The organism is Micromonospora chalcea (assembly GCF_002926165.1).
GTDB classification, from domain to species: domain Bacteria; phylum Actinomycetota; class Actinomycetes; order Mycobacteriales; family Micromonosporaceae; genus Micromonospora; species Micromonospora chalcea.
The window spans coordinates 1-17,502 of the sequence record NZ_MAGP01000182.1; the positions used below are offsets into that span (position 1 = coordinate 1).

General features: G+C 71.6%; 14 protein-coding genes. 11 read left to right on the forward strand and 3 right to left on the reverse strand.

The window, feature by feature from the left end; all coding sequences use genetic code 11:
* A partial coding sequence (locus BAW75_RS31490) for an alpha/beta hydrolase (protein WP_244206334.1) occupies window positions 1-811 on the reverse strand: 811 nt, incomplete at its 3' end.
* A 700-nt stretch (window positions 812-1,511) separates the two neighbouring features.
* Between BAW75_RS31490 and BAW75_RS31495 the strand changes: the two genes are divergently transcribed.
* Complete coding sequence (locus tag BAW75_RS31495; RefSeq protein ID WP_244206333.1) at window positions 1,512-7,658, forward strand: RHS repeat-associated core domain-containing protein; 6,147 nt, start codon at window positions 1,512-1,514, stop codon at window positions 7,656-7,658.
* A gap of 89 nt (window positions 7,659-7,747) precedes the next feature.
* A complete protein-coding gene (locus BAW75_RS31500) occupies window positions 7,748-8,095 on the forward strand; it encodes a hypothetical protein (RefSeq protein ID WP_064446297.1) in 348 nt (115 codons plus the stop codon).
* Between the two features lie 103 nt (window positions 8,096-8,198).
* Here BAW75_RS31500 and BAW75_RS31505 read toward each other — a convergent pair whose 3' ends face one another.
* Window positions 8,199-8,912, reverse strand: coding sequence for a Clp protease N-terminal domain-containing protein (locus BAW75_RS31505; RefSeq protein ID WP_167435649.1), 714 nt, complete (start codon window positions 8,910-8,912; stop codon window positions 8,199-8,201).
* Window positions 8,913-9,138: 226 nt separating this feature from the next.
* On the opposite strand from BAW75_RS31505, the gene BAW75_RS31510 reads away from it, so the two are divergent.
* From BAW75_RS31510 to BAW75_RS31540, 7 genes are read left to right on the forward strand one after another with little or no spacing between them, the layout of a single operon-like run.
* Window positions 9,139-9,858: a class II aldolase/adducin family protein gene (locus tag BAW75_RS31510; RefSeq protein ID WP_051610994.1), complete on the forward strand. Its 720-nt coding sequence runs from the start codon at window positions 9,139-9,141 to the stop codon at window positions 9,856-9,858.
* Window positions 9,855-10,829 (forward strand): ABC transporter substrate-binding protein, encoded by a 975-nt coding sequence (locus tag BAW75_RS31515; protein WP_104115951.1) that lies wholly within the window; start codon window positions 9,855-9,857, stop codon window positions 10,827-10,829. Before BAW75_RS31510 ends, BAW75_RS31515 begins: the two co-directional genes overlap by 4 nt.
* The gene (locus BAW75_RS31520) at window positions 10,826-11,587 is read left to right on the forward strand and encodes an ABC transporter permease (RefSeq protein ID WP_104115952.1); all 762 of its coding nucleotides are present in this window, start codon (window positions 10,826-10,828) and stop codon (window positions 11,585-11,587) included. The genes BAW75_RS31515 and BAW75_RS31520 overlap by 4 nt, the downstream gene beginning before the upstream one ends.
* On the forward strand, window positions 11,584-12,348 hold the full coding sequence (locus BAW75_RS31525) for an ABC transporter permease (RefSeq protein WP_104115953.1): 765 nt from the start codon (window positions 11,584-11,586) through the stop codon (window positions 12,346-12,348). Before BAW75_RS31520 ends, BAW75_RS31525 begins: the two co-directional genes overlap by 4 nt.
* Window positions 12,345-13,130 (forward strand): ABC transporter ATP-binding protein, encoded by a 786-nt coding sequence (locus BAW75_RS31530; protein ID WP_104115954.1) that lies wholly within the window; start codon window positions 12,345-12,347, stop codon window positions 13,128-13,130. Before BAW75_RS31525 ends, BAW75_RS31530 begins: the two co-directional genes overlap by 4 nt.
* Complete coding sequence (locus BAW75_RS31535; RefSeq protein ID WP_073829904.1) at window positions 13,127-14,044, forward strand: MBL fold metallo-hydrolase; 918 nt, start codon at window positions 13,127-13,129, stop codon at window positions 14,042-14,044. Before BAW75_RS31530 ends, BAW75_RS31535 begins: the two co-directional genes overlap by 4 nt.
* Window positions 14,044-14,973 carry an amidohydrolase family protein gene (locus BAW75_RS31540; RefSeq protein WP_104115955.1) on the forward strand — a complete coding sequence of 310 codons (930 nt, stop codon included), beginning with the start codon at window positions 14,044-14,046 and terminating at the stop codon, window positions 14,971-14,973. Before BAW75_RS31535 ends, BAW75_RS31540 begins: the two co-directional genes overlap by 1 nt.
* A gap of 8 nt (window positions 14,974-14,981) precedes the next feature.
* Here BAW75_RS31540 and BAW75_RS31545 read toward each other — a convergent pair whose 3' ends face one another.
* Window positions 14,982-15,545, reverse strand: coding sequence for a DM13 domain-containing protein (locus tag BAW75_RS31545; RefSeq protein ID WP_104115956.1), 564 nt, complete (start codon window positions 15,543-15,545; stop codon window positions 14,982-14,984).
* Between the two features lie 84 nt (window positions 15,546-15,629).
* On the opposite strand from BAW75_RS31545, the gene BAW75_RS31550 reads away from it, so the two are divergent.
* Both BAW75_RS31550 and BAW75_RS31555 read left to right on the forward strand, forming a co-directional pair.
* On the forward strand, window positions 15,630-16,343 hold the full coding sequence (locus BAW75_RS31550) for a response regulator transcription factor (RefSeq protein ID WP_104115957.1): 714 nt from the start codon (window positions 15,630-15,632) through the stop codon (window positions 16,341-16,343).
* Window positions 16,340-17,362 (forward strand): sensor histidine kinase, encoded by a 1,023-nt coding sequence (locus tag BAW75_RS31555; RefSeq protein WP_043324777.1) that lies wholly within the window; start codon window positions 16,340-16,342, stop codon window positions 17,360-17,362. Before BAW75_RS31550 ends, BAW75_RS31555 begins: the two co-directional genes overlap by 4 nt.
* The last annotated feature ends 140 nt before the right edge of the window (window positions 17,363-17,502 follow it).

Below are 17,502 nucleotides of genomic sequence, written 5' to 3' on the forward strand. Positions count from 1 at the left end.
GCGTGGTCGGGGTCGGCGTGGTGGTGGGCGGCGGGTCGAGCGTCAGGTTCTTCTGCTGGACCGTCCACTGGGTGCGGCACAGGCCGCAGTCCGGGCCGACGAAGTTGGCCCCGGCGCCCACGTCGCCCTTCAGGCGCCACTTCAGGTAGAGCACCGCCACCCGGCCGAACTCGCCGCCGTTGGGCTGGTCGTAGGTGCCGCCGTGACCGACGTTCAGGTTGCCCATGAACGCGGGCAGCCCGGACGGCAGCTTGCCCCAGTCGTCCATGGCGTTGGGGTAGGCGATGTCGCTGGGCCCGCCGATGAAGTACGCGATGGGTTTGGTCAGCCGGCGCAACTGGTAGTCGTCGGCGTCGTTCAGCAGCCCGCTGCTGAAGATGCCGGTCGTGGTGACGCGCGGGTCGTTGGAGACGGCGTACGCCTCCACGCCGCCGCAGGAGAAGCCGGCCACGGCGATCTTCGTGGTGTCCAGCCGGTTGAAGTACTTGCTGCCCGACCGGGAGTTCTCCGCCACCGCCCAGTCGATGGACTGGGTGAGCATCTGGGCGTTGGTGGAGCCGGAGCCGTTCGGCGCGCCGTTGGCGATGGCGAGGAAGCCGTGGGAGGCGATCTCACGGAGGAAGTTGCCCTGGGACAGGCCGTTGGCCGAGCACGCGCCGTTGCCCCACACCAGGATGGGAAGGCGCTCGGACGGGAGGGTCTGGGGCCGGAAGATGGTGTGGTTGGCCAGGGTGGACGAGGTTTCGTAGTCGGCGGGGTAGGGGCCGGAGCCGCCGATCGCGGCGCCCGCGGGTGTCGCGCCGAACGTCATGGTCACAGAGGCGGCCGAAACGACGGCGGCGGCCAGTCCCGCGTAGATTCTCGATCTCCTTCTCATGGGTCCTCCAGCGACTGACGCGTAGGCGCCCTTGGTGGTGTCGGTGTGCGGTTACTATCACCGGCGTAACGAAAAGTGTCAATGTAACGTCCGCTGTGTGGACGCGACTTCGCGCTGGTCGACCGGGGTGGCGGCCTGAGTGACGCATGCCGCCGTCCGCTCCGCGAGGCGGAGATCCTCTCGACTCGCTTCGCCTTTCCGGGTACGTCGGCACATATCGAGGAACGCCTAATACGCCAAGGCGTCCACCCGGCTCAATTGCCGAATTATCGGTCTTCCGGATCGCGTTCGCCCGCCCGGTGGTCATGCCGGCGTTGCCCGCCCCTCCGCGCCGCAACAGACGAATCCGGACCGGCCGCTTCAACTCGTCGCAATCGCCTGAAGCGCTCAAATCCCTACGCACGGGCGCCTTGCCTTCGTGCGCCCGATGGTATAACGAAAAGTTTTCATTGACGTCAATTTCCTGCGCGCCGTACTGTTCGCCTTTCCATAGGCCGTCTAACACGGGGGAGGGCCAGTAGTGGCTCCTGCGCGCGTGCCGAAATCCGGTGCAGTCAAGGACTGCGCCAACCCGAGAAGTGCCCGATGGGGCCGCCTGACGACCTTCGCCATGGTGGCCGTACTGACCGTCACCATGAGCGACGTCCCCGCCGGACGGGCCGAGGCGGCTGCGTCGCCGAAGGCGCCAGCCGAGGTGCTGGAACGACCGGACGAGATGGCCGCCCTGGTCACCGCACGGATGACGGGCCAGCAGGTCCGCGTCACCGGCATGACCACGGAGACCGCCGAGTACGTCGCCCATCCCGACGGCCATGTCGAGGCCAAGGTTCACGCCGGCCCGGTGCGGATCCGGCAGAACGACACGTGGGTTCCGGTCGACCTCACACTCCAGACGGCGGCGGACGGCTCCGTGCGGCCCCGGGCGCACCCCGCGGATCTGCGGATCTCCGGCGCCCGCAAGGACGGTGGTGAGCTGGCCGCGGTCGGCGTCGGCGACGGCCGGTTGACCATGGGCTGGCCGGGTGCGCTGCCGGCGCCGATGCTGACCGGCAACCGCGCCACCTATCCGGAGGTGGCCGCCGGTGTCGATCTGGTGGTCGAGGCGACCCGGACCGGCTTCGCCCAGTTCCTCACGGTGAAGAACCGGGAGGCCGTGGACCGGCTGCCCGCGCTGACGTTTCCGCTGACCGGCAAGGGATTCTCCTCGTTCACCCAGGACACCTCGGGCGGACTGGTCCTCAAGGACGCCAGAGGCCGGGCGGTCGCTGCCGTACCGGCGCCGGAGATGTGGGACGCCCGGCGGACTCCCGGCACGGACGAACCGGTCCGGCGGGCGGTCGTGGCGGCCAAGTCGGAGCGGCCCGCCAGCCGCCTGGCCCGTGCGACCGGCGGTCTGGTCATGCGGCTGAACCCGGACCTGGCGTGGCTGAAGGATCCGGCCACCCAGTACCCGGTGACGATCGACCCGCAGATCAACCCGCTCTACACGACGTTCGACACGTATGTGAAGGAGGGCGACAACGTCGACCGGGGCGGAGCGAACGATCTTCAGCTCGGTCTTCTGTCCGGCTCGCCCAACGTCAAGGCCCGGTCGTTCGTCCACTGGGGTGTGTCCGCCCTGAAGGGCAAGCAGATCACCTCGGCCACTGTGAACTTCTGGAACTTCTGGTCGCACACCTGCACCGCCACCTCGTGGGAGATCTGGACCACGGGTGCCGCCTCCTCGGCGACCCGGTGGGGATCCCAGCCGACCTGGGTGCAGCAGGAGGCCACCTCCAACCAGACCAAGGGTGGCACGGCATGTGCCGACGGCTGGGTGAGCATCAGCGGCACGTCCTTCTTCCAGCGGGCGGCCAACGCCAACCAGTCCACCGCCTACATGGGCGTCCGCGGTACCGACGAGACCAGCCTGAACAGCTTCAAGCAGTTCCGCTCCCGCAACGCGACCGACAGCAGCCAGGTGCCGTACGCGGTGGTGAACTACAACTCGTACCCGACCGTCGGCACCCGTTCCACGGTGCCGGCCACCGCCTGCGTGACCGGCGCCTCCCGGCCGAAGGTCAACACCGCGACTCCGCAGCTTCGGTCGGTCGTCGCCGACGCCGAGGGGTCGACGGTCAAGGCCGAGTTCGAGTGGTGGACGCTGGCCGGCACCACCAAGCTCGGCAGCGCGATCACCGGTACCGCCGCCTCCGGCTCGACGTTCGCCACCAGCGTGCCGTCCGCCGCCCTGACCCACAACACCTCGTACAAGTGGCGGGTTCGTGGCAATGACGGGACGGTCAACGGCGCCTGGTCGGCATTCTGCGAGTTCACCGTCGACACCTCGGTCGGCAGCCCGCCGATCGTCAGCTCGACCACGTACCCGGAGAACCAGTGGGGCGGTGACGCGAACGTCGCCGGCAGCTTCACCTTCGACGCCAATGGCGTCGCCGACGCGGCGGCCTACGAGTACAGCCTCGACCTGCAGACCCTGAACAAGGTCGTCAACACCGCGACGCCGGGCGCCAGCGCGACGGTCAGCATCACCCCGTTGACACCGGGCTGGCACAACGTGTGGGCGCGTACCCGCGACTCGGCCAACAACGTGACCGAGGTGCGCAGCTACCCGTTCAAGGTGGGCAACGGCGCGGTCACCTCGCCGAAGGTCGGCGACGTCACAGGGGCCAGGGTGGCGCTCGGCTCGACTGCCGCGCCGTCGTTCGGGGACGCCACGTACCAGTGGCGGCGTGCCGGCTCGGACGCCTGGGTCGCCATCCCCGCCGCCCACGTGACCTACGCCGCCGGCGGTGGCGCCGTCACCTGGCCCGTCGCCCTCTCCGCAGGGGTGGCCCCCAAACTGAACTGGGACGTCGCCGCCACCCTCGCCTCGGTCGACCCGGCGAGCATCCCGCGGGACGGGCCGGTACAGGTGCGCGCCTACTTCAATCTGAGCAGCAACGGGGCGCCGGCCGACAACGTGAAGTTCCGGTTCGACCGGAACCTCGCCTCCGCCGACACCGCTCAGGTCGGTCCGGGTTCGGTCAACCTGGTCACCGGCAACTACCAGATCAGCCAGCAGGACGCCTCGGTGAACGACCTTTCGGTCACCCGCACCTACAACAGCCGCCAGCCGGGCGGGGTGGATCCGATGTTCGGCCCCGGCTGGGTCTCCAGCACGGCGGTCTCGACCTCGGAGGCGCCGTACACCCGGCTGACGGTGTACGGCAGCATCGTCCAGGTCGGGATGCCCGACGGTTCGACGATCGGCTTCGCCAAGGCGACGAGCGCCGGCACCACGTTCGAGCCACAGATCGGCGCCGAGTCCTACAAGCTGACCTACAGCACGACGGGTAACGTCTACACGCTGACCGACGGCAACGGGAACGTGGTGACCTTCGGGCGGAGCTCGACCGACCCGGCCGGCGTGTTCACCCCGACCGCCTCCCGGTCGCCCGGGTCGGGGACCACCACCACGTACTCGTGGCAGAAGGTCACCGTCGGCGGGCAGGACGTCATGCGGCCGACCCGGGTGCTCGCCCCCGTGGCCGACGGCGTCACCTGTACCACCCTGGTGCGTGGCTGCCGGGCGCTGAACTTCACCTATGCCACCGGTACGACCGCCACGGGAACGGCCGACGGTGCCTGGGGCGACTACACCGGGCGGGTGACGCAGATCAGCCTCACCGCGTGGGATCCGGACCTCGCCACCCCTGCGATGCGCACGGTGACCCTCGCGCGTTACTCCTACGACAGCGCCGGGCGTCTTCGTGCCGCGTGGGACCCCCGCGTGGACTGGACCGACGGCAGTGGCGCCCACTCACTGCGCACCACGTACGCCTACGACTCGAACGGAGTCATCACCTCGCTGGCGCCGCCGGCGCTGGAACCCTGGCAGTTCACCTACACGACCCTGCCGGACGACCCGGGAGCGGGCCGGCTGTCGAAGGTCACTCGTTCGGCCCTGACGGCGGGAACGGCGGTCGAGACGGTCGTCTACCGAGTGCCGGTCTCCGGCAGCGGAGCGCCGTACGACCTGTCGCCCACCCAGACCAACCGGTGGGGTCAGACCGAGCAGCCCACGGATGCCACAGCGGTGTTCCCACCCACCCAACTGCCGACGGGTAACCCGGTGACCGGCACGCTACCCGCCTCCTACGAGCGCGCCTCGGTGACGTACCTCGACGCCAACGCCCGCATGGTGAACGTCGCGCAGCCGGGTGGACACCTGACCACCACCTGGTACGACGACTACGGCAACACGGTACGTCAACTCAGTGCCGGCAACCGCCGTCGCGCCCTCGACGCCTCGGCGTCCGACACCGCCACGGTGGAGGCGGCGACAGCCGCCTCGCTCTCATCCGTCAGCGTCTACTCCGAGGACGGACAGCAGCTCGTCGAGACGTTCGGACCTGAGCACGACGTGCTGCTGTCGTCGAACGTCGTCGTCCGGGGCCGGGCACACAGCCGGCACACGTACGACGAGGGCGCGCCCGCCACCGACATCCCCTTCAACCTGACCACCACCACGAGCTCCTCCGTCAGCTACGTCAACGCCGGCCAGACCGTCGACGCCGACGTGCGCACCACCACCACGCAGTACGACTGGGATCTGCGGAAGGCGATCGGATCGACCGTCGACCCGGACGGTCTGGATCTGACGACGTGGACCCGATACGACTCCGCGGGAAGGGTGACGTCGAGCACCATGCCGTCAGGCGGAAGCGTCGACACCACCGCGGCCACCAAGACCAGCACGTACTACACCTCGGCGGCCAACTCGACGTACCCGGAATGCGGAAACCGTGCCGAATGGGCGGGGTTGCTGTGCCGGACGGAGCACGCCGGCACGTCGCCGGCCTCGGCTCCGCTGCGGGTGACGGTCCGCACCTACGACCTGTACCAGCAGGTCCGTACCCTGGTCGAGAAGACCAAGGCGGGTGCCCAGCTCCGCACCACGACGGTGACGTACGACGCCGCGGGGCGGGTGCGGGGCACGACGGTCACGACCGCGGCGGGTCTCGGTACGACGGTGGACACGTCCCGGCTGGAGTACCACCAGCAGAGCGGCCTGCTGGCGCGTACCCAGTCGATGTCGGGGTCCACAGTCCTCGCGGAGGTGGTCCGCGGCTATGACAACCTCGGCCGGGAGACCTCCTACCAGGACAGTGACGGCAACGTGTCCACCAGGACGTACGACGTGATGTCGCGGGTGGCCGTCGCCGACGACGGCAAGGCCACTCAGACGTTCGAGTACGGCACAGCCGGCGAGGCTCGCGGTCTGGCGACGAAGCTGATCGACAGCCAGGCGGGGACGTTCACCGGTCAGTACGACCCGGACGGCGAGCTGATCAGCGAGACGTGGCCGAACGGCATCGTCGCGGAGACGGCCGGCGACGAGGCCGGTAACACCGTGGAGGTCTCCTACCGCCGCCCCGGCTGCGGGCAGGCCGACTGCACCGTCTACCGGGAGACGGCGGCGTTCAGCCCGCACAAGCAGCAGCGGAGAAGCACGTCGACGTTCTCCCAGCAGCATTACGACTACGACCAGGCAAGCCGGTTGTCGACCGTCCGCGACACCGTCTCGGGCGCCTGTTCCACCCGGGTCTACCAGTTCGACAACGCCAGTAACCGGACCCAGCGGGACAACTACGCCGCCGGTGGCGGTGGCGTGTGCCAGAGCAGCACGGCAGCGTCGACCCGGACCTGGGAGTACGACGACGCGGACCGGCTGATCTCCTCGGGCACGTCGTACGACCTGCTGGGTCGTACGACAGCGGTGGCGGCCGCCGACACCACCACCGGCACCGCCGCGACGGTCGGCTACTACACGAACGACATGGTGCGGCAGATCGTCGCGGGAACCACGCAGGCGGAGTACACCCTCGACGTCATGCTGACGAGGTTCCGCAGGGTCCAGACCACGTCAGGCGCGGTCGTGACGGTGCAGACGCATCACTACGCCGACGACAGCGACGCTCCGAGCTGGACTTCCGAGGGCACGTCGTACACGCGCAACCTCTCCGGTCTCGGTGATGCCGTCGGCATCTATCTCGGCGCCTCGGGCACCGTCGACTGGAAGCTGCGCAACCTGCACGGCGACTTCGTCGCCACCATCCAGGGCGCCGCGACAGGCATCTCCGCGGTGCACGAGACCGACGAGTTCGGGATGGCGCGCACCGGCAGCGTGTCGGCGGGCCGCTACGGCTGGCTGGGGGCCGCCTTCCGGGACGGGGGGAACCCGGCCGGCCTCGTGCTCATGGGCGTGCGGCTGTTCAACCCGGCGACCGGGCGCTTCCTGACGGCCGACCGGGTCTACGCGGGGTCGGCGAACGCGTACGAGTACGCGAATCAGGATCCGGTCAACGAGTCGGACACCTCCGGCCTGGCCGTGTGCCGTTGCTACATCCCCGGCTGGGCCTGGACGGGATACCGTGCGTCGTACATCCGGTGGTCGAGGGTCCTGTACACGTCCCCCTGGTACGAGAGCCAGCTGAACTGGCTCGGTCGTGCGCTCATGGACGTCATCGGCGACGAGGCGTGGCTGGACTTCCACCGGATGCAGATGCAGTACCGGACCCGCGACGTGGAGCGGGTGAACTGCGTCGTGGTCAAGAGGTACGGCTGGGGCGATTTCAAGGTGTATTCCGTGCGCTTCACCTACACCGACTATCAGTATCGGGCACGGATCAAGTACCGGTACAAGTACACGAAGTGGATCACGCCGTGGTTCTACGGCTGGTGGCTGACCTACCGGTCGAATCACTATCGTAATTACCACACTGGATACTATTGGACGTGATGATGGCCAGGAGGACGACCGCGACGGGTTCGCCGACGGTTCAGGGTGACGCTCCTGAGCCTCGACGCCCTCGCTCACCGAGGGCCCGTGTGGCCCTGACCGGAGTGGTGCTGATTCTGGTGCTCCTCGCGTACGTGTCGCTGGAGGCCCTGATCTACGATCCGGTGTTCGGCAGCGGCCCGTTGAGCGACGTGCTGGGGGTGGTTGTTCCGTCCCTGTTCGTCGTCGCGGTCGCCCCGCTGGTCTCCTACCGCCGTCGCGACGCTGTCGCCTGGCTGTTACCGCCGCTGGGTCTGCTCCTGACCGCACGGCTGGCGTGGCGCCTGACCCTGCTGCCCTACCGGGACTGGCCGCCACGCCCGGAAGAAGCTCGCCGGTGCCGCCGGGCGCCGGTGGGTGCTGACGAGGGAACCACCCTGTACCAGCTCGAGGGGTAACGGGGAGGACAGAGGCAGTGGCGCGGGTGCGGTCGTCGACCGCACCCGCGTCGCGTCTCGGCCGGCGCCCGCGCGCTCAGCATCGACGTTCCGCCCGGCGCCGTCAGGCGTCGGTCGCGTCGAGCCGCTTCTGCAGCCGGTCGAGGCGGTCGAGGACGTCGTGCATCATCACGCGCAGGACCGTCGTGTCGGCGTCGCGTCCGGGCAGCATCCGCCCGAACGCGACGCCGTAGTAGAGGGCGGAGAGCGCGGCGGGCGTGACGACGGCGCTCACCCCGGTGCGGCGCAGCGCGGCGCCCGCCTCGCCGTCGTCGCGCAGCAGTCCGAGCAGCAGGTGGCTGCCGGTGGTGACGGCCGAGGCGTGCGCGGTGGCCTGCTCGGCGGCGGCCGCCAGCACCGCCCGGGTGTCCGGCGAGGTGGCCGGCTCGGTGGGCGTCGCCGCGGTGGCGGGGGTCTCGCCCAGGGCCGCGCGGATCGTGGCGGCGGGGAAGCCGAGCAGTTCGACGGTGTTCAGCACCAGGCTCTCGCCCTCGTCGAGGAAGGCCCGCAGCAGGTGGACCGGCTCCACCGTGCCCGCGCCGGAGGTGGACGCGAGGGCGTACGCCTGGTGCAGGATCGCCGCCACGTGGTGGTTGGCGGGCGGGGTCAGGGTGAGCCCGGCGGGCAGCGCCCGGGTGGTGGGTGTCTCGTGAGTCGCGCCCACGGCGCCGTCCAGCGCCTGGGTCAGCGCGGTCTGGCAGATCCGGGAGACCGGCAGCCGGGCGTCGCGGACGCGGTCGGCGAGGGCGTCGGGCAGATAAACGTTGACCTTGGGCACCTGACCGATCCTGTCACGCGGGGGCCGGGCCGGGCACCCCTTGATCGCCTACATTCCCTAGGGTTATAGTAGGGTTATGCCCGCGCTGCTGACCACCCGACGAGCCCTCGACCAGGGCCGTACGTCCAGCGCGCTCTGTCGCCGCTGAGCCCCACCGGCTCGCTTCGCACACGTCGCCTCGTCGTGCCCTCCTGGGCACGGCCGACTCCTTAAGGCCCGACACGCCATGACTCAGCACGACCCTGTCCAGAAAGCCCGCGTCGACCTGACCGCCGGCATCAACAAGCTCTTCGCCGCCTCGGCCATGTCGGCCAGCGGACACGGCAACATCAGCGTCCGGATCCCCGGCCACGACGACCGCCTCCTCGTCAACGCCGGGGAACTGCTGCGCCCGTGGCCCGCCGACGACCTGCGGGTCGCGGCGCCCGCGCTGCGCACCGTCAACGACGACGTCGTCGTGGTCGGCCTCGACGGCACCGTCCACGAGGGAACGCCCAGCCCGTCGGTGGCCGCGATCCTGAAGATGCACATCGGCGTCTACCAGGCCCGGCCGGACGTCAACGCCGTCATCCACACCCACTCGCCGTACGCCACCAGCTACGCCCTCGCCGGCGTGTCGCTGCCGGCCCGGTACGAGGCCCTGCTGGTGCACGGCCAGCCGGTCGACATCCCGGTCGCGCCGTGGGCGCCACGCGGCACCGAGGAGGCGGTGCGGTCGATCGCCGAGACGTTCGCGGCGCACCCCCGCACGTACGCGATCCTGCTCGGCAACCACGGCCTGCTCGTCGCCGGCGACTCCGCCCGGCACGCCGCGAGCCTCGTCGTGGCGATCGAGGAGGCGGCCGTCTCCAGCATCGGCGCCGAGCCGCTCGGCGGCCCGGCGCCGTTCCCCGACCACGTCCACGACCTCGACCTGCGCCTGCGCTTTGAGGAGCCGACCGCATGACCACCCGTAGCCGCCGGATCGCCGGCGCCCTCGCTGCCGTCCTGCTCACCACGTCGCTCGCCGCTTGCGGCGGGAACGACGAGCCCGCCGAGGCGAGCGCCGACGGCCTCACCACCGTCCGGCTCGCCTCGTCGCCGCTGGGCCACCTCGCGCCCATCTACCTGGCCCAGGAGCGCGGCATCTTCGCCAAGCACGGCCTCAAGGTCGAGGTCGACACCGAGACCTCCGACCTGACCTCCGTGCCGGCCGTGCTGGCCGGCAAGGTCGACTTCGCCACCGGCGACCTCACCACGCTGATCGTGGCCCGGTCCAAGGGCCTCGACGTCAAGGCAGTGGTGCCGGCGTCCGCGTCCACCGGCAAGGAGGGCGCCGACTACGGCGCCCTGGTGGTCAAGGGCGACTCCGGCATCACCAGCGCCAAGCAGCTCGAAGGCAAGACCGTCTCGGTCAACATCCTCACCAACATCGCCGCCGCGGCGGCCCGTGAGGCGGTCCGCGCCGACGGGGGCGACCCGACGAAGGTCAAGCTCGTCGAGATCCCGTTCCCGCAGGCGCCCGCCGCGGTCAGCACGGGCCGGGTGGACGGCGCCTGGGTGGTCGAGCCGTTCCTGTCGGCGGCCAAGGCGCAGGGCGCGGTGCCGGTCGGCTGGGGCTTCACCGACCTGGCGCCCGACCTCACGGTCTCCGCCTGGTACGCGGCCGGCTCCTACACCTCGAAGAACGCGAAGACCGTCACCGCGTTCCGGGACGCGGTGCGGGAGGCGTACGCGTACGCCCGCGACCACGAGGACGAGGTGCGCGCGAAGATCCCCACGTTCACCGAGATCAAGCCGGAGGTGGCCGCGAAGATCACCCTGACCGGCCTGCGTGACGAGGTCAGCCGGCAGGCGGCCGAGAAGCTCGCCGGCTACGCCCAGCGCGACGGGCTCATCACCACCACACCCGACCTCGACGAACTGATCCTCAAGTGAGAAGGGGGTGGCTCGGCGCCGTGGGCCTGGCGGGCGCGGCCACGGCGTACGAGATCCTCGCCCGCCTGTTCTTCGACCCGGCGCACGTGCCACCGCTGAGCGCCGTGGTTCCGGAGGCGCTGCGCCTGCTCACCGGGGAACGGTTCTGGACGGCGACCGGCCGTACGCTGGCGGCGGTGGCGGTCGGCCTGGTCATCGCGCTGGCCGCCGGCATCCTGGCCGGGTTCGCGCTCGGCTCGGTGCCGCAGGTGCGCCGGGCCACCTCCTCCACTCTCGACTTCCTGCGGCCGGTCCCGTCGATCGTGTTGATCCCCGTGCTGGTGCTCGTGCTCGACGTCCGGCAGATCACGGTGCTGCTGGTCGCCGTGTCCTGCTTCTGGATCGTCGTGTTCCAGGTGCTCTACGGCCTGCGTGACGTGGACCGGGTGGCGGTCGAGACCGCCCGTGCCTTCCGGCTCGGCCGGCTGGCCCGGATCGTGCACGTCACCTGGCCCACGGTGCTGCCGTACCTGGGCACGGCGCTGCGCCTGATCGTCTCGGTCGCGCTGGCCCTCGCACTGACCGGCGGGCTGGTCATGGGCGCCGCCGGACTCGGCGAGATGATCTGGAGCAGCCAGGAGTCCGGCGAGTCCACCGGCATGTACGCGCTGGTGCTGCTCACCGGCGGGCTCGGCATCGGCCTCGACCAGCTCGCCCGGCTGGCCGAGCGGCGGCTGCTGCACTGGCACGTGGCGACCCGCCGGGAGGCCCTGGCATGAAGGCCCTCGGGTACGCGCTCGGCCTGCCGGCGGCGCTCGTGGCCGCCTGGTGGGTGGCCAGCGACGGCAGCACCAACGTGTTCCTACCGCCGCTGCGCACGATCGTCGAGGCGTTCCGGGACGTGTGGTTCTCCGACACGTTCGTCCGCGACGTGGTGCCCAGTCTGTGGCGCCTCGCCGCCGGCTACGCGATCGCGCTCGCCGCGGGCGTCGTCCTCGGCTTCGTGATCGGGCGGTGGGCGGCGCCCCGCGCGCTGACCGGCCCGCTGCTGGCGTACTTCCGGGTGCTGCCCGCCCCGGTGCTGATCCCGGTGCTGCTGGTGGCGGTCGGCATCGGCGACACGACCAAGCTGGTCGTCATCACTGTGGGCGCGGTCTGGCCGATCCTGCTCAACACCGCCGACGGCGTCCGCGCCGCCGACGAGGTCGGGCTGCAGTGCGCCGCGGCGTACCGGCTGCCGCGCCGCACCCGGCACCTGCTGGTGCTGCGCGGCGCGAGCCCGCAGATCTTCGCCGGCGCCCGGCAGGCCCTCGGCCTGTCGATCATCCTGATGGTGGTCAGCGAGATGCTGATGAGCACCGACGGGCTCGGCTTCACAGTGGTGCAGTTCCAGCGCAGCTTCGCCATCCCGCAGATGTGGAGCGGGGTGCTGCTGATCGGCCTGCTCGGGTTCGGGCTCGCCAAACTCTTCGAGCTCGTCGAGCGGCGCGCGTTGCGCTGGCATCGCGGCCACACCGGACAACTCACGGAGCGACCATGACCTCCCTGCTCGAGATCGCCGGGATCGGCAAGACCTACCGGGCCCGGGAACGCACCGTCGAGGTGCTGACCGCGATCGACCTGACCGTGTCCGAGGGCGAGTTCGTCGCGCTCGTCGGCCCGTCCGGCTGCGGCAAGACCACCCTGCTCAAGATCGTCGCCGGGCTGCTGCCGGCCACCGTGGGGCAGGTCCGGTTCGGCGGCCGTCCGGTCACCGAACCGCCGCCCGGCCTCGGCGTCGTCTTCCAGGAGTACGGCCGCAGCCTGTACGCCTGGAAGACGGTCCGGCAGAACGTCGAGCTGCAGCTGCGGCACCTGGACCTGAGCCGGGCGCGGCGGCGGGAACTCGTCGCCGACGCGCTCGACGCGGTCGGACTCGGCGCGGCCGGCGACGCGTACCCCTGGCAGCTCTCCGGCGGCATGCAGCAGCGCGTCGCGATCGCCCGCGCGGTCGCCTACCGGCCCCGGCTGCTGCTGATGGACGAGCCGTTCTCCGCCGTCGACGCGCAGACCCGCGCCGACCTGGAGGACCTGGTGGCCACGCTGTGGAAGCGCTACGGCATGACCATCGTCTTCGTCACCCACGACATCGACGAGGCGGTCTACCTCAGTCAGCGCGTCGTGGTGCTCGGCGCCGGCGTCTCCGGCGTCCAGGCCGACATCCCGGTCGACCTGGACGCCGACCGGGAACAGATCGGCACCCGTTCCTCCGCCCGCTTCGGCGAGCTGCGCACCCGAGTGTGGACGCAGGTCCGCCGTACCCCCGAGAGCGAGATGGTATGAGCAACGCCCGATGGACCGACACCGGCGGCGGCGAGGGTCCGCTGTGGTCCTTCCGAGTCGGTGAGGTCGAGGTCTTCCCGATCCGCGAGGTCGACTACTTCGTGGACCCGGCCGAGTTCTTCCCGCAGCTGGCGACCGAGTCGTGGACCGACGGCGCGTTCTACACCCGGGAGCCGTTCACCCACGACGGCCGGATCCTGCTCAACCAGGAGGCCCACCTGCTGCGTACGCCGGACCGGCTGATCCTGGTCGACGCCGGCGGTGGCAACGGCAAACCGCGCAACGGCGGCGTGTTCGACCGGGCGGACCGGCCGTTCCTGGAACAGTTCGCCCGCGCCGGGGTGTCGCTCGGCGACATCGACACCGTCGTCTTCACCCACCTGCACGTCGACCACGTCGGTTTCGCCACCAGCGCGGACGGCCGCGGCGGCTGGGAGCCGACCTTCCCCAACGCCCGGTACCTGGTGGTCCGGGAGGAGTTCGACTGGTGGACCGGCCCGGACGGCGCGCGGGCCATGCAGCGTACCGGCGACTACATCGCCGACAGCATCCTGCCGCTGCGCGACGCCGGGGTGCTCGACCTGATCGAGGCCGACCACGTCCTGTCCCCGCAGGTGCACCTGGTGCCCGCGTTCGGCCACACGCCCGGCAACGTCTACCTGGTCGTCGAGTCGGCCGGGCAGCGGGCGCTGTTCGCCGGCGACATGCTGCACCACGGCGTCCAGCTGGAACGGCCGGAGTGGAGCATCCGCTACTGCGTGGTGCCGGGCGACTCCGCCGACCAGCGCCGCCGGCTGCTGGAACGGGCCGCCGACTCCGGTGACCTGCTCGTGCCGGCGCACTTCCCGTTCCCCGCGGCCGGGTACGTGCGCCGGGCCGAGCGCGGCTTCACCTACACGTTCCTCGACGTCTGATGCTCATCGCCGACTTCCACACCCACCACGCCTGTCCGGACTATCCCGCGGTGCTGCCGCACAACGCCACCGGCGCGCTCGCCGCCCGCTGGGCCGACACGGCCCGGCGGGTCGCCGACCTCGACGGCCTGCTCGCCGAGTCCGGCCGGCACGGCGTGGACCTGCGCGTCCTGAGCGCCCCGCCGGCGATGGTCACCCCGCACGGCGAACGGACGCGGCCGGACGATTTGCGGCGGCTCAACGACCACCTGGCGGCCGTGGTCGCCGCGAATCCGGGCCGCCTCGCCGGGCTCGCCACGATCGACGCCTTCGGCGGCGACGCGGCCGCCGGGGAGGTGGTCCGGGCCGTCCGCGAGCTGGGCCTGCCGGGCGTCGTCGTCGACTGCGCCGCCGCGGACGGGCGGCTGCTCGGCGACCCGGCCGCCCGTCCCACCCTGTCCGCCGCGGCCGAGCTGGGTGTGCCGGTCTTCGCGCATCCGATCAGCAGGTCCACGCTGACCGCCGAGTTCGCCGGCCTGGGCCGGCTCGGCACGTCGCTGGCCCGCGGCACGATCAACGCCGCCGCGCTGCTGTCCCTGCTCACCGGCGGCGCCCTGGCCGCGCTGCCCGGCCTGCACGTGGTCTTCCCGATGCTCGGGGTGGCCGGCCTGGCGCTCGCCGCCGCCACCGACGAGGGCGCGTTGCTCAGCGCGCCCGGCCGCCGCGCCCACGTGTACGCCGACACCATGGGCTTCGCGCCGTCGGCGATCCGCTTCGCCACCGGCCTGCTCGGGGCCGACCACGTGGTCGTCGGCGGGGACTGGCCGGTCGCCGAACGGGAGACCACCCGGGAGCGGGTCGAGGCGGCGCTGCGCGGCGCGGGCCTCGACCCGGACGAGCGCGCCCTGGTGGCCGGCGGCAACACGCTGCGCCTGCTGGGCCGCGGCTGACGCGCCGATCAGGCCGGCGCCGATCCTGTCCCCGCCACGGCCAGCGGGGCCGCGCCGAACGACACCGCGAACCGCTTGCACCAGATCGACACGCTGCGCAGCCCGTCCAGGTCCACCGACGCCGGGATGTCGTACGCCTGGTCGCCGATGTTGCCCTTGAGGCGGCCCAGTTCCACCCAGCGGCCGTCGTCGAACACCTGCCAGCCCGCGCGGCCCTGCTGCACCTTCCGGTCGGTGAGCCAGACCCGCAGGTCGGGGCCGTCGGAGGTGTTCAGGCCGCGCAGCAGCAACTGACGGCGGCCGTCGGCGAGCCGGACCAGCTGCGCCCGGCCGGACGTGTCGTGCTCGTGGGTGACGAAGTCACCGGCGGCCAGGACCACGTCGGTGGGCGGCCCGCCGGTGGCCGGCGGGCCGCTCGTGCCGGCCGTCGGCGGCTCCGTCACCGACGGCAGCGCCTCGCGCACCTCGCGGTCGGTCACCAGCCGCCACGGCTGGAACAGGTACAGGCTCACCCCGAGACCGGCGACCACCACGACGGCGAGCACCGACAACACCACACGTCTTCTGCCCATGCCGTGAACCGTAGGGCCGTTCCCGGCCGGAGGATCTTTCCGTCCGCTTACGGCCCGACCGCGGGCCGCCGCGCCGGGACGCCGATGGGTAGCGTCGGGCCCATGGAGCGCTACGTGCTCGTCGTCGACGACGACCGGACGGTCAGCGACGTCGTCCGCCGCTATCTCGAACAGGACGGCTACCGGGTCCGGCTGTCCTTCGACGGGGCGGACGCGCTCGTCGCGGCCGGGGAGCAGCCGCCCGACCTGGTGGTCCTCGACCTGATGATGCCGGGCCTCGACGGCATCGAGGTGTGCCGGCGGCTGCGGCGGAGGCTGCCGGAGCTGCCCGTCGTCATGCTCACCGCGCTCGGCGACGAGGCCGACCGGGTCGCCGGGCTGGAGGTCGGCGCGGACGACTACGTGACGAAGCCGTTCTCCCCCCGGGAACTGGTGCTGCGCATCCGGTCGGTGCTGCGGCGCACGGCGCGCGACGACCGGGGACCGGCCGGGGTGCTGCGCGACGGCGACCTGACCGTCGACGCCGGCCGGCGGGTCGCCGAGCGAGGCGGGGAGCCGCTGGCGCTGACCGTGCGGGAGTTCGACCTGCTCGCGTTCCTGCTGGCGAACCCGGGTCGCGCGTGGTCCCGGGCCGAACTGCTGGACCGGGTGTGGGGCTGGCGCTTCGGCGACCAGTCGACCGTCACCGTCCACGTCCGGCGGCTGCGGGAGAAGATCGAGGACCGCCCGGCGCAGCCGTGCCGCATCGTCACCGTGTGGGGCGTCGGCTACCGCTACGAGCCGCTGGAGTCCCGGTGAGCGAGCTGCTGGTCATCGGGTCCTACGCCCTGCTGGCCGGCGCGGTCGTCGGCGCGCTCGGCGTGGGCGCGTTGCGGCTGGTGCGCCGCCGGTCGATCCTCGCGCACATCGCGGTGCTGCTCGCGGTCACGATCGCCTCGGTGACGGCGGGCGTCACCGCTGTCGCGCAGGCCATGTTCCTGTCCGCGCACGACCTGCAGGTGGTTCTCGTGACGGTTGCGGCGTCCGCGGCGGTCAGCCTGGCCGTCGGTGTGGCGTTCGCCCGCCGGCTGGCGCGGGCGGCGGTCTGGGCCGACCAGGCCCGGCAGCGGGAACGGCAGTTGGAGGCCGGCCGCCGCGAACTGGTCGCCTGGGTCTCCCACGACCTGCGGACACCGCTGGCCGGCCTGCGGGCGATGGCGGAGGCGCTGGAGGACCGGGTGGTGGACGATCCGGCGACGGTGGCCGAGTACCACCACCGGGTCCGGGTCGAGACCGACCGGATGACGCGCCTGGTCGACGACCTGTTCGAGCTGTCCCGGATCAACGCGGGCGCGCTGCGGCCCGCGCTGTCCCCGGTGCCGCTCGGCGACGTCGTCTCCGACGCGATCGCCGCCACCGCGCCGCTGGCCGCCGACCGGGGGGTGCGTGTGCTCGCCCCGGAGACCGGCTGGCCCACGGTCCGGGCCGGCGAGGCCGAACTCGCCCGCGTCGTCACGAACCTGCTCGTCAACTCGGTGCGGTACACGCCGCCGGACGGCACGGTGCGCGTCGACACCGGCCACGACGAGGGCGACGTGTGGTTCGCCGTCTCCGACACCTGCGGCGGCATCCCCGAGGCGGACCTGCCCCGGGTGTTCGACGTGGCGTTCCGGGGGACCCGGGCCCGCACACCGGCCGGCGCGGACCAGCCGGCGCCGGCCGGTGGCGGGCTGGGCCTGGCGATCGTGCGCGGCCTGGTCGAGGCGCACGGCGGGCGGGTGCACGCGCACAACGTCACCGGCGGCTGCCGGTTCGTCGTCCGCCTCCCGCCCGCCTGACAGCCGCCGCGCCCGGATGCTCCTATGGATGTCAAGGGGTGTTGAGGGCGGTGTAGTCGGCGAGGAGGGCGGTGTGGACCTCGCGGATGATGTAGCGCTTGAGGCAGCGGATGATCTCTTTCTTGGTGAGGCCTTGTTTG

Bases quoted from the DNA above. Each gene is read 5' to 3' on its own strand.
- BAW75_RS31495 (WP_244206333.1), top strand. From the start codon at position 1,512: ATGAGCGACGTCCCCGCCGGACGGGCCGAGGCGGCTGCGTCGCCGAAG.
- BAW75_RS31510 (WP_051610994.1), top strand. From the start codon at position 9,139: ATGACTCAGCACGACCCTGTCCAGAAAGCCCGCGTCGACCTGACCGCC.
- BAW75_RS31515 (WP_104115951.1), top strand. From the start codon at position 9,855: ATGACCACCCGTAGCCGCCGGATCGCCGGCGCCCTCGCTGCCGTCCTG.
- BAW75_RS31525 (WP_104115953.1), top strand. From the start codon at position 11,584: ATGAAGGCCCTCGGGTACGCGCTCGGCCTGCCGGCGGCGCTCGTGGCC.
- BAW75_RS31530 (WP_104115954.1), top strand. From the start codon at position 12,345: ATGACCTCCCTGCTCGAGATCGCCGGGATCGGCAAGACCTACCGGGCC.
- BAW75_RS31535 (WP_073829904.1), top strand. From the start codon at position 13,127: ATGAGCAACGCCCGATGGACCGACACCGGCGGCGGCGAGGGTCCGCTG.
- BAW75_RS31540 (WP_104115955.1), top strand. From the start codon at position 14,044: ATGCTCATCGCCGACTTCCACACCCACCACGCCTGTCCGGACTATCCC.
- BAW75_RS31545 (WP_104115956.1), bottom strand. From the start codon at position 15,545: ATGGGCAGAAGACGTGTGGTGTTGTCGGTGCTCGCCGTCGTGGTGGTC.
- BAW75_RS31550 (WP_104115957.1), top strand. From the start codon at position 15,630: ATGGGTAGCGTCGGGCCCATGGAGCGCTACGTGCTCGTCGTCGACGAC.